This is a genomic window from Halarcobacter bivalviorum (assembly GCF_003346815.1).
GTDB lineage: Bacteria > Campylobacterota > Campylobacteria > Campylobacterales > Arcobacteraceae > Halarcobacter > Halarcobacter bivalviorum.
Genome location: NZ_CP031217.1, coordinates 127,370 through 139,616, shown reverse-complemented (window position 1 = coordinate 139,616; position 12,247 = coordinate 127,370). Strand labels below are relative to the sequence as shown.

The 12,247-nt window shown below is 27.8% G+C and carries 10 protein-coding genes, 1 tRNA gene and 1 pseudogene; 7 read left to right on the top strand and 5 right to left on the bottom strand.

The window, feature by feature from the left end:
- Positions 1 to 28: 28 nt before the first annotated feature.
- The 7 genes from ABIV_RS00690 to ABIV_RS00660 are packed head-to-tail and all read left to right on the top strand — an operon-like array spanning position 29 to position 6,440.
- Entirely contained in the window at positions 29 to 574 is a 546-nt protein-coding gene (locus ABIV_RS00690; protein WP_114838066.1) for a spermine/spermidine synthase domain-containing protein, read from the top strand.
- A 51-nt stretch (positions 575 to 625) separates the two neighbouring features.
- Entirely contained in the window at positions 626 to 1,216 is a 591-nt protein-coding gene (gene coaE / locus ABIV_RS00685; protein WP_114838065.1) for a dephospho-CoA kinase, read from the top strand.
- Entirely contained in the window at positions 1,213 to 1,953 is a 741-nt protein-coding gene (gene dapF, locus ABIV_RS00680) for a diaminopimelate epimerase (RefSeq protein ID WP_114838064.1), read from the top strand. Before coaE ends, dapF begins: the two co-directional genes overlap by 4 nt.
- A gap of 3 nt (positions 1,954 to 1,956) precedes the next feature.
- Entirely contained in the window at positions 1,957 to 2,697 is a 741-nt protein-coding gene (locus ABIV_RS00675) for a glucosaminidase domain-containing protein (RefSeq protein ID WP_114838063.1), read from the top strand.
- 14 nt (positions 2,698 to 2,711) lie between these two features.
- Positions 2,712 to 3,881, top strand: a complete 1,170-nt coding sequence (gene purT / locus ABIV_RS00670; protein WP_114838062.1) for a formate-dependent phosphoribosylglycinamide formyltransferase — start codon at positions 2,712 to 2,714, stop codon at positions 3,879 to 3,881.
- On the top strand, positions 3,881 to 4,459 hold the full coding sequence (locus tag ABIV_RS00665; RefSeq protein WP_114838061.1) for a hypothetical protein: 579 nt from the start codon (positions 3,881 to 3,883) through the stop codon (positions 4,457 to 4,459). Before purT ends, ABIV_RS00665 begins: the two co-directional genes overlap by 1 nt.
- Before the next feature lies 1 nt (position 4,460).
- Positions 4,461 to 6,440 carry a sensor histidine kinase gene (locus ABIV_RS00660; protein WP_114838060.1) on the top strand — a complete coding sequence of 660 codons (1,980 nt, stop codon included), beginning with the start codon at positions 4,461 to 4,463 and terminating at the stop codon, positions 6,438 to 6,440.
- A gap of 1 nt (position 6,441) precedes the next feature.
- Here the strand turns inward: ABIV_RS00660 and ABIV_RS00655 are convergent, their stop codons facing one another.
- The 5 genes and pseudogenes from ABIV_RS00655 to ABIV_RS00635 form a co-directional block, all read right to left on the bottom strand.
- Complete coding sequence (locus ABIV_RS00655) at positions 6,442 to 6,846, bottom strand: PAS domain-containing protein (protein WP_114838059.1); 405 nt, start codon at positions 6,844 to 6,846, stop codon at positions 6,442 to 6,444.
- A gap of 12 nt (positions 6,847 to 6,858) precedes the next feature.
- Positions 6,859 to 8,094: a methyl-accepting chemotaxis protein gene (locus ABIV_RS00650; RefSeq protein ID WP_228254319.1), complete on the bottom strand. Its 1,236-nt coding sequence runs from the start codon at positions 8,092 to 8,094 to the stop codon at positions 6,859 to 6,861.
- Entirely contained in the window at positions 8,094 to 10,394 is a 2,301-nt protein-coding gene (locus ABIV_RS00645; protein WP_114838057.1) for a cache domain-containing protein, read from the bottom strand. Before ABIV_RS00645 ends, ABIV_RS00650 begins: the two co-directional genes overlap by 1 nt.
- Positions 10,395 to 10,490: 96 nt before the next feature.
- A pseudogene (locus ABIV_RS13775) lies at positions 10,491 to 11,045 on the bottom strand (methyl-accepting chemotaxis protein); the annotation flags it as partial.
- Positions 11,046 to 12,113: 1,068 nt separating this feature from the next.
- Positions 12,114 to 12,190: transfer RNA gene (locus tag ABIV_RS00635), tRNA-Arg, on the bottom strand.
- Positions 12,191 to 12,247 lie beyond the last annotated feature (57 nt).

Below are 12,247 nucleotides of genomic sequence, written 5' to 3'. Positions count from 1 at the left end.
ATTTTATAAAATATAAGGACTTATAAAAATGAAAAATAATCAAGCCTTTAATGAAATGATGGTGCATACTCCTATTTGTACGCATAAAGAACCAGAAAACATTTTAGTTATTGGGACTGTAAATGATGAATTAAAAAAAGAAGTTGAAAAGCATAATATTAAAAATGTAGAATATGGTGACACTTCAATTTTAACTTCAAAAGATGAAAAAAATATTGACTTAATCATTTTTACTGATGTAAATCTTGATGAGCTACTTCTTGCAAATATTCAAAAAGTATTAAAAGATGATGGGCTTATTACTTTTTCTACTGCAAGTTTTAGTGCTGATGAAGAGAAATTAAAAGCTGACTTATCACTTGTTGGTGAAAAATTTTGGATTGCTATGCCATTCAAATTTGGACATGAAACTGCAGTTTTAGCTTCTAAAAAATATCACCCAACAGCAGATATAATCTTACAAAGATCTGATTTATTAGTTGATTTAGATTACTACTCAACAGAAATTCACCACGCTTCTTTCGTATTCCCAGCATCTCAATATAGAGCTTTAACTGGTATCGCTAAAAGATAATCTATCATTAAATAATTATAAATAAATCATTTTTATAGTAAAATATTTACTATGAGTAATGATTTATTTAAAAATGCAATCGCCCTTACAGGCGGAATATCTACAGGTAAAAGTACAGTTTGTAACCTTTTCAAACTTCATGGTTTTTTAATAATTGATGCAGATGAAATTGCACATAAACTACTGGATGAAAATTCAAATAAAATTGCTGAAATGTTTGGTAGCCAATATGTTCAAAATGGAAAAGTTCTTAGAAAAGAGCTAGGAAAAATCATCTTTACAAATGAAGAGAACAAAGAGAACCTAGAGGCTTTACTTCATCCACTAATCAAAGATGAAATTGTAAAAAGGTCAAGACTTTTTGAAAGCCAAGATAAACCTTATTTCATAGATATTCCACTATTTTTTGAAAAAATGCACTATCCTATTCCTCGGTCACTTGTAATTTATACTCCAAAAGATTTACAAGTACAAAGATTAATGAAAAGAGACAATATTAGTGAAGAAGAAGCATTAATAAAAATCTCAAATCAATGGGATATAGAAAAGAAAAAAGAGTTAGCCGATATGGTAATTGATAACTCTAAAGATTTAAAAAATTTACAAAATGAAGTTGAAAGAATTATTGAGGAAATAATATGACATATACAAAATACTCTGCAAGTGGAAATGACTTTGTGATTTTTCACACTTTTGTGGAAGAAGATTTTTCAAACAAAGCAATTGAACTATGTAATAGAACAGAAGGAATTGGTGCAGATGGTTTAGTAGCACTTATTCCAAGTAAAGATGCAGATTTTAAATGGTTATTTTATAATAGTGATGGAAGTGTTGCAGCTATGTGTGGAAATGCAACAAGAGCAGTTGCTCATTATGCTTATAATAATGGCTTAGCGAACTCTTCAATGAAATTTTTAACACAAGCTGGACTTATAGAATCAATTGTAGAAGATGATGTAGTACAAACTCAAATGACTGAACCTAAAATTATTAAAGATAGTTTTGAACAAGAAGGATTTACTTGGTATTTAATAGATACTGGTGTTCCTCATTTAGTAACTATTGTAGATGATTTAAAAGCATATGACCATGATTTATGTGCAAAAATGAGATATGAACATAATGCAAATGTAAATCTTGTAAAAGTTGAAGATAAAAAACTTTATGTAAGAACTTATGAAAGAGGTGTAGAAGGAGAGACAAAAGCTTGTGGAACAGGTATGGTTGCTTGTTTTTTAAGAGCTCTTGATTTAAACCTTGTAGATAAAAAAGCTCTTGTTTACCCAAAAAGTCAAGAAGAGCTAACTATCTCTAAAATAGATGGGAAAATCTATTTTAAAGGTGCAGTTAAAAAAGTTTTTACAACAACAATAGGATAAAAAATGAAACTATTAAAAATACTTTTTCTTGTACTAACTATTTGTTCTTTTGCTTTAGCAAATAGTTCAAATAAAGGTTTCTCACAAGAATATTATAAACTTCAAGGAAAAAAAGCAAAGGATTATTTCTTCAATTTTCTTGGTAAAAAAGTTGAAATTGAAAATCTAAAAATTTTAAAAGAGAGAGATTTTATTCTTTCACTTGATGGAAAAAAAGATTTAAACAAAGACTCAAAAGAGTATAAAGAGTTAGAAAAACTACAAAAAAAATATAAAGTAAAAAATATCTATGACTATAAAACTTTTTTAAATAGAGTAGATATTATTCCACCATCACTTGCCATTGCTCAAGCAGCAACAGAGAGTGCTTGGGGGAAAAGTAGATTTATAAGAGAAGCAAACAATATTTTTGGACACTGGACTTATGATAAAAAAATAGGAATGGTACCCCTAAGAAGAGAAGAAGGGAAAAAACATATGGTAAGAATTTTTCCTAACTTAGAATCTTCTATTGCTGTTTATATGAGAAATCTAAATAGAACAGGAGCTTATAAAAGCTTTAGAGATAACAGAGAAAAAATGAGAAAGAATGGAAAGTTTATTAATGGTCTTATCTTAAGTGAAGATATGACGAAATACTCTGCTATTGGATATGATTATGTGATAATTCTTAAATCTATTATCAAAAAATATAAGTTAACCCAACTTGATAAAAAATTCTATGAAAAACAAATAACTAAATAAGGAAAAATAAAAAAATGAATTTTACAGCACCTCTTAAATCAGACTCTATAAAGATTATGCTTCTTGGAAGTGGAGAGTTAGGAAAAGAAGTTATTATTGAAGCACAAAGATTAGGAATAGAGACTATTGCAGTTGATTCTTATAATAATGCTCCTGCACAATTAGTTGCAAACAAAGCTTATACTATCAATATGAAAAACAAGAATGAGATTTTAGATGTAATTAGAAGAGAAAAACCAACTTATATTTTACCTGAAGTTGAAGCTATTAATATTGAAGCACTTTTTACAGCAGAAGAAGAAGGTTACCATGTAATTCCAAATGCTGACGCAGTAAATAAAACAATGAATAGAAAAAATATTAGAGAATTTGCAGCTGTTGAACTTGGTCTTCCAACTTCAAAGTACGAGTTTGTAACTACTTTTGAAGCTTTAGAAAAAGCAGCTTCTAAAATAGGTTTCCCTTGCGTAATCAAGCCTGTAATGAGTTCATCTGGACATGGACAAAGTATTGCAAGAAGTGAAGCTGATTTACAAAACTCTTGGGAACTTGCAAAAGAAGCAAGAGGTGATGCTAGTGAGTTAATTGTTGAAGAGTTTATCACTTTTGATTATGAGATTACTATGCTTACAGCAAGAAATGAAAAGCAAACTGTATTTTGTGAACCAATTGGACATATTCAACAAGATGGAGATTATATTTTCTCATGGCAACCAATGAACATGAGTGAAGAAGCAAAAAGAAAATCTCAAGAAGTTGCACAAAAAATCACAGATGGTTTAGGTGGAAGAGGTATTTTTGGTGTTGAATTATTTATAAAAGCAGATGAAGTATACTTCTCTGAAGTAAGTCCAAGACCACACGATACAGGAATGGTTACTATGATTACTCAATCTCAAAGTGAATTTGCCCTTCATGTAAGAGCAGTTCTTGGTTTACCATTAGACTTTATTGATTATGGTGCAGGAGCAAGTGCTGCATATAAAGCAAAAGATGATACATTTAATCCAATTGTTGAAATAAAAGATGAAGCTTTTACAGCTACTTCATTTGCAAGAGTATTTGGAAAACCTCAAAGTCATAAAGGAAGAAGAATGGCTGTTGCTTTAACTTTTGATAAAGAAAGCAGTGACAAAGCACTTCAAAAAGCAAAAGAATTAATTGAAAACTATAGTGATAGATAATGATTAAAACTCTTTTCTCTTCAATTTGCTTAATAATTTTATTTAGTGGTTGTTTTTCTGTTTCATCACTTAATCCTTTTAGTGATGATACAGAGGAGACTCAAAAAAAGCAAGTTGTAATTTCTGATAATGCTCCTGTATGGATTAAAAATCCAAATGAAAAAAACTATATTAGTGTGCTAGGATACTCTTTCTTAAAACAAAAGGAAGTATCTGATTTTGATAAAAAAAGAACTTTACTTAATGCAAGTAATAATCTTAGTAAAAAAATTTATAAACAAATAGTAACTTACTATAAAGAGTATGAAAAAAAACTTGATAAACCAAGTGGTTTTGATAAAGATATTCATAATATTGCAGAGCAAATTTCATTAAAAGCTATATCAAAGAGTAAAATAAAAAATTCTTGGTTAAGTGAAGACAATACCTTATTTGTAAAAATTTCAATTGATTCAGATTTTGTTGCTACACAAATTCAAAATGAGAGTAAAAATATATACAAAGTTGATGAAACTTTATATAAAAATGTTTTATCAAATAGAGCAAAAGCTCTATTAATAGAGTACTTGGAGAAGTAATTTGTTTATAAAAAGCGAAAAACAGCTTTTAACTTTTATTAGGTTTTCACCTATAATTATTATATTTATTATTGCTATTTTAATAAATATTCTAATCTATTTTCAAAATGAACAAAATTTTAAAAAAGATTTAGAAATCTATAAAAGAAACTATATTGAATCAAATAAAATACTTACAAGATTTCAAGTTGAAAAGGCATATAAAGATATTTTAAGAGAGAGAAATAATCTTGAAAAAAGCCTTGAGGAGAAATTAAAAAGAAGAGTAAATGAAGCTTTTAGTATTATTGAAAATCTACATAAAAAATATTCTCATCTAAAAGAAGAGGAACTTCTTAATATAATAAAAGAGAGTCTAAGGGCAATTAGATTCAATGAGCAAAGAGGCTATTTTTATATAGCAAAACCTAATGGAATAAGTGTTCTTCATCCTATTTATCCTCAATTTGAAAATACAAATATTTCAAATAAAAAAGATATGCATGGTCACTATATTTATAAAGATGCTATTGAACATTTTAAAAATAATAGTGATTTTTTAGGATATTTAAAAGCAACAAAACCCAATGAAAATACAGGAAAAGAGTATGAAAAATTAACATATATGAAACTATACAAACCTCTTAATCTTGTTATTGGTACAGGTGAATACAAAGATGAATATACAAAAAATATCCAAAATCATATAATTGCAGAGCATATTCAAAATGTAAGATACGGAGAAAATGGCTATATTTTTATCTTTGATTATGAGGGGAAACAACTTGCCCATGTAAAAAAAGATTATATTGGTAAAAATAGAATTGATTTAGTTGATTCAAATGGTTTTATGATTACACAAGAAATTATAAAACAAGCAAAAAAAGGCTCAGGCTTTATTAATTATATTGGTTCTATTATGCCAGAGACTGGGGAACCAGCTTATAAAACAACTTATATCAAAGGTGTTGATGACTGGGGATGGGCTATTGGTTCAGGATTTTATAATTTAGATTTATTAAAATATTTAGAGCTCAAAAAAGATGAGTTAAGAGAGATTAATAATGAAGCATTAAAAAAGACCTTAGTAATTAGTTTTATTTTAACTCTTATTTTAATAACTTTAGCTTTTTATATTTCTAAAATTCTTGAAAACTTTTTTAAAAAATATCATGAAAAAATTGCAGAAGAGATTGAAGAAAATAGAAAAAAAGATATGGTTTTATATCAACAATCAAAAATGGCTTCAATGGGAGAGATGTTAGGAAATATTGCGCACCAATGGAGACAACCTTTATCTACAATTTCAACTATTGCTTCAGGAACAAGAATCCAAAAAGAGCTTAATATTCTAGAAGACAAAGAGTTTGATAAAGGAATGGAACTTATTGTTACTACAACAAAACATCTTTCTCAAACAATTGAAGATTTCAGAGAATTTTTTAATCCCAATAAAGTAGCAAAAAACTTAAATACTCTTATAATTTATGAAAAAGCTATTCAACTTATTTCATCAAGACTTACAGCAAAAGATATTGAGTTAGAAAGTAGTGTAGAAGAAACAAGTTTCATTACTTTTGAAAATGAACTTTTACAATCTCTTATGAATATTTTAAATAATGCAATTGATGCTTTTGAAAATAAAAAGATGGAAAATAAACTTATTGAATTTAAAATAAAGTATCAAAAAGAGTGTAAAATGCCTAACTGCAATATTATAGAATGTACTCAAGGCAAAGAAGGATATATTACAATAACTATACAAGATAATGCTGGTGGTATTTCAAAAGAGTATATAGATAAGATTTTTGATGCTTATTTTACAACTAAACATAAAAGTCAAGGCACAGGTATAGGTTTATATATGACTTATGAGATTATAAACAAACATTTAAATGGTTATATCAATGTAGAAAATGAAATAATTAAATATAAAGAAAAAGAGTACTTAGGAGCTAAATTTACTATTATCTTACCAATTAAAATAGAAGAGGAAAGTTAACTTACTTTCCTTCTTCTAAATTCCACTGAGCATAAAGTTTTTCAGCGGCTAAAATCTCTTCTCTTGATGGTTTTCTTCTACAAGATAAATATCCTTTTGTTCCATCACAACTCTCAAATGGATATACTGTTGCAAATACCCAATAATACCCTCCTGTTTTTGTTGCATTCTTCACATATCCTGTCCAGGTATCACCTTTTTGTACTGTCTCCCACAAGCTTTTAAATGCTTTCTTTGGCATATCTTTGTGTCTTACCATACTATGCGGATTCCCTACTAACTCTTCTAGTGAGTATTCTGCTATTTTACAAAAATCATCATTTGCAAATCTTATCATCCCTTTTGCATCTGTCTCACTAACTAGGAATGCGTATTCATCTAATACTGTCTCTTGTCCTGCTGCCATCTATCTCTTCCTTTAGTTAAACTTTTTACTTTTTGCGTCACTTACTAGTTCATTTGCCATTGTTGCTACTTCATCTGCTATTGCTTTTACTTGATTCGCTTCACTTGCGTTCTCTTGTGTTACTCGGTCTAGCATTGTTACTGCATCATTTATTTGTTCTATTCCTGTCATCTGTTCTTTACTTGCTTTTGACACATCTTCTATGATATGGATTGTTTCTGATATATGTGTATTTAATTCTTTATATCCGTTTATCATCTCATCTGATATCTTTTTACCATCATTTGCTTTTTGGTTTGCATCTTCTACTAAGTCTTTTATTTCTCTTGCTGCTTCTGCACTTCTATTTGCTAGATTTCTAACTTCTTGTGCTACTACTGCAAATCCTTTCCCTGCTTCTCCTGCTGTTGCTGCTTCTACTGCTGCATTAAGTGAAAGAATATTTGTTTGGAAGGCTATTTGATCAATAACAGTAATTGCTTCATTAATTGAAGTTACTTTTTCATTTATCTCATCCATTGAGCTTGCTGTTTTGCTTGCTAACTCTTCTCCTGTTGTTACTGATGTTCTTACTGTTTTTCCTAGCTCAGCCATTTTTGTAGCATTCTCTGCATTATTTCTTGTTATTGAAGTAATCTCTTCTACTGCTGCTGCTGTCTCTTCTAATGAGGCTGCTTGTTCATTCGCTTTTGCTGCTAGGTTATTCATTGAGGCTGTCATTGTTGCTGAATTATTCTCTAAGGTTTGTCCATTATTTAAGTTTAATCTTGCGTTACTCCCTAATGCCTCTCCTAGCTTATTTATACTTTCCATAAGCTCTCTCATCTCAGCAGTATAATTTTCGTAAACCTTAATACTATCTGTATAGTCATTATTTGTATAACTTGACATAACTCTTAAAATTCTAGTAGTTGCATCATCTAAACTATTTAGCATCTTATTAAGAGTATTTTTTAAAGTAACAATTGTAGGATTTGAACTATTTGAATTAATTCTACATTTGTACATACCTTGTTCTACTTTATCTGTAGTAAGAACAATCTCTCCAATTACTCTCATATCATCTTTAGTTCTTTTATCAACCTCAATAATTTTTTCATTCCATCTTTTAAACATTGCATCAACTTTGCTATTTCCTGTTGATTCAATATAATCAAATTCACTTTTATCATAAGAGATAAAATCAATAAATTGCATAAAATACTTATCAATATTTTCTAAATCTTTATTTGAAATACTTCCAAACATCATATTCCCCTTTCCTCAATTTTTTTACTTTTTGAATTAATATTTAACTCTAATTTAAAACACGCCCCTTTATAAACATTCTCTTTATAAACGTATGTTTTATTATAAACAGAGATATAACCTTTAAATAGTTTTGTAATTATCTCTTGAGACATATATAAACCTATACCTGTACCTTGGCTTTTATGCTTAGTTGTAAAATATGGTTCAAATACTCTATTTATAATCTCTAAATCAATACCATTTGCATTGTCATATATCTTTAATTCAAGTTTCTCTTTTATTCTTTTTGACTCAATAAAGATTAGTCTTTTTTCATTTTTACCTTTTAATAAAAGTGCATCTCTTGAGTTATTTAAAATATTTATTAATACTTGAATAAACTCATTTTCTAAAATGAAAAGATCTATATCTTCAATATTTTTTATTATCTCAATATCTTTTGCTTTAAATTGAGAATCAATCAAAGATAAAGACCTATCAATTAAATCTATTAAATTTATCTCTTTAAAACTATTGTTTTTAGGATTAAAAAAGTTTCTAAAATCTTCAATTGTTTGAGATAAATATTGTGCTGATTTATTTATATTATCCATAGCATGAATTAAATCTTCATCCTTTAAAATATCCATATCTTTTTGTAATTTAATTCCCGTAGAAGCAGTTGAGATTGTAGATAAAGGTTGCCTCCATTGGTGGGCAATATTACTTAGCATCTCACCCATTGCTGCCATTTTTGATTGTTGATAAAGTATTTTTTCTTGTTGTTCTTTTTCAATTTCTAATTTTTTTCTATCAGTAATATCCTGAATTGTTCCAACTACAATATTACTCTCTTCATCAAATTCACCAGTACAATCAATCCATCTAATTTTTTTATCATTTTCTCTTTTTATTTTATAAATAGCATTATGTTTAGTTTTGTTTAAAATTGTATTTTTAATAGAATCTTTAAAATAAGATTTATACTCATCATTAATCAATTCAACTACATAATCTAAATCAATTTTTTTATCTTTATCAACACCAAAAATTCTGTAAATCTCTTCAGACCAATAAAGTTCAGAGTTCTCTACATCTAACTTCCAGTCTCCTAATTTAGCAACTTTTTGAGCTTGAAGCAAGTTTTTATTTTTATTTTTTAAAGTACATTTATAATCTGTAAATATTTTTTCTAAGTACTTTGACATCAAATAAGATATAACTAATAAAAAAACTAAAAATATCGTACTTAAGATTATTAAATTTTTTAAATATCTATTATATTTCTCTTCTAAAGATTTTTGTCTATTTTCTACAATAGAACTTGCCTCTTCTATATTGAATCCTGAACCAATTACCCAATCCCAATTATCAAATTTCAACATAAAAGAAATTTTATTTTTAGGATTCTTATCCTCTAAATTTTTATGTATTTCATATTGAATAAATCTTCCTTTATCATCTGAATTCATAAAAGATGAAAAAGATTTAGAAAGTTTATCAAAAAGATTTACTTCATGAATATTTATTCCTATCATATCTTTTTGTAAAGTATTTAATAATAAACCATTTTTTTCAAAAACAAAAAGGTAACCATCATTTTTATATTTTAAAGTTTTGATTATATCAAGAGTCTCTTCTTTTAACTCTTCTGTGAAATCTTCCATATATTCACCAGTTCCAATAAACCAATCATATGGACCAAACTTTTTAAAGAATCCCACTTTTAAATATTCATCTTTTTTACCGTTTGGCTTATTCCAATACCAATCATAAAATACTTCATCTTGTATTTGTAGCTGTTTGTTCATCTCTTGAAGTAAAGATACTCCTTTTGAGTCTTGATAATGCCAAAGACTTTTCCCTTCAAGTTTTGGAAAAGCTGCATTAAGAACATTTGTTCCATCCATCTTATAGATAAAGAAGTAGCCTCTTCCATTTAAAAATCGAATATCTCGTAAAGCATCTTTTATGAGTTTTGTTATCTCTTCTTTTGATTTTGTATTTTTATTATTCTCATAGATAGACATCGTTATTTTATAGGCATTTAAAACATGATTTCTTATTTTTGCTTTCAAAAGCTCTTTTTTAGATTCATCTTTCTTTTCTAATAATTCATAAGCTTTTTTTGTAATAAATTCTACTCTTTTTCTCTCTTCAAGCACAAACTCTTTTTCTATTTGGTCTTTTTCTTCTTTTATATTTTTTTTGTGCTCAATATTAATAAAATAGGCAATAACAAGACTGATTACAAATATAAATATTGTAGATGAATATCTAATAATACTTAAAATTCTCTTCTCATTTTTATCAGTCACTTGTTACCTACTTTTTAAATATTTTTATATAATAAAAATCATAATTTCTTATAAAGGTCGAATACTACCCACTAAAGACTTAAAAGCAATTTTTTCTTAATTAAATTGTTTTTCTTTTGCCTCATTTACTAAATCATTTGCCATAGCTAAAGTATCATTTGCTATTTGAGCCACATTATTTGCTTCATTTGCATTTTCTTGAGTTACACGGTCTAACATAGATACTGTATCATTTATCTGTTCAATTCCTGTCATTTGTTCTTTTGAAGCACTTGAAACATCTGAAATAATATTTAAAGTTTGTGAAATATGCATATTTAATTCATCATAGCCTTTTATCATATTATCAGAGATGTTTTTACCACTATTTGTTTTATCTCTGGCCTTCTCAACTAAATCTTTTATCTCTTTTGCAGCTTCTGCACTTCTATTTGCAAGATTTCTAACCTCTTGAGCTACTACTGCGAAACCTTTTCCAGCTTCTCCAGCTGTCGCTGCCTCTACTGCTGCATTTAATGAAAGGATATTTGTTTGAAAAGCAATTTGATCAATTACTGTAATTGCTTCATTTATTGCAGCTACCTCTTCATTTATCTCTTCCATTGATTGAGCAGTTTTTGAAGCTAAGATTTGACCACTTTCAACAGATTTTTGTACAGTTGCTCCTAAGTTTGCCATTTCCACTGCATTATTTGCATTATTTCTTGTAATTGAAGTTATCTCTTCTAAAGCAGCAGCTGTCTCTTCTAATGAAGCTGCTTGCTCATTTGCTTTATGAGCTACATTCCTAACTGAATTATTCATATTAATTGAGTTTTTTTCTAGTTTTTGTCCATTTTGAAGATTTTTCTTAGCATTAGTAGATAGGTTTTCCCCTAAAATATTAATAGAGTTCATAACTCTAAGCATTTCATCACTTAACTTAGATGAAATCTCTATTTTCTCTGTGTAATCATCATCTGCATATTTTTCAACTACAGACCTCACATTTTTCATATTTTCTTCTGTAGTATCAAGCATTTTATTTATTGTTTCTTTTAAAGCTTTTATCATAAAGTTTTTAGAATCACTATGAATCCTACATTTATAAGTTCCTCTTGAAACCTTGTCCATTGTAAGAACAACTTCTCCAAGAACTTTCATATCTTCTTTTCTAAGTAAATCTATTTTATCTACATAAGAATTCATTTCTGTAAGAATTAATCCTATTTCATCATTCTTCATATATTGAGCTTTTTGAATTCTGTTTGTTCTCATAAAAACAAAATCCATAATATCATCCATATATCTTTTAAATCTGTCAATCCCACCTACGATTCTTTTCATTGCTGCAAAATTCATATATCCAACAATAATTGCAAAAATTAAATTCACAACAATAATTGCAACTAAATCATTTGAAGTAAGTATTGCTGTTGTAGTAATTAAAGCAAATCCAAACTGTGCTATAAGCATATTAATTAAAAGTTTTACTTTTGTAGGAAGATTCTTATACATCTAGTACCTTGAAAAAAATTTAGTCTAAAATTATAGCATATTTTACCTATTATTGAGACATTTGTGAGACATTCTTAAATGTAGAATTAAAGTTTAGAGTTAATTAGTAAATGTTATTTTATTACTTATTTATAGAGAAGCTTTAAAATGGTCTTTAAATTAATTATTTTTATAGATTTTTTTAATACTATTATTTAGAAAACATTGATTTTATTAAAGAAATGGCACGCCTGGTAGGATTCGAACCCACAACCACCGGGGCCGAAACCCGGCGCTCTATCCAGTTAAGCCACAGACGCGCTTGTTTTAAGAACCGTATTTTACAAATTTTGTCATTAAGAATATCTTATCTTATA

Excerpts from the sequence above, each read along its gene's own strand:
- dapF (WP_114838064.1), top strand. The coding sequence starts at position 1,213 with ATGACATATACAAAATACTCTGCAAGTGGAAATGACTTTGTGATTTTT.
- purT (WP_114838062.1), top strand. The coding sequence starts at position 2,712 with ATGAATTTTACAGCACCTCTTAAATCAGACTCTATAAAGATTATGCTT.
- ABIV_RS00655 (WP_114838059.1), bottom strand. The coding sequence starts at position 6,846 with ATGGCAGCAGGACAAGAGACAGTATTAGATGAATACGCATTCCTAGTT.
- ABIV_RS00690 (WP_114838066.1), top strand. The coding sequence starts at position 29 with ATGAAAAATAATCAAGCCTTTAATGAAATGATGGTGCATACTCCTATT.
- ABIV_RS00665 (WP_114838061.1), top strand. The coding sequence starts at position 3,881 with ATGATTAAAACTCTTTTCTCTTCAATTTGCTTAATAATTTTATTTAGT.
- ABIV_RS00650 (WP_228254319.1), bottom strand. The coding sequence starts at position 8,094 with ATGTTTGGAAGTATTTCAAATAAAGATTTAGAAAATATTGATAAGTAT.
- coaE (WP_114838065.1), top strand. The coding sequence starts at position 626 with ATGAGTAATGATTTATTTAAAAATGCAATCGCCCTTACAGGCGGAATA.
- ABIV_RS00675 (WP_114838063.1), top strand. The coding sequence starts at position 1,957 with ATGAAACTATTAAAAATACTTTTTCTTGTACTAACTATTTGTTCTTTT.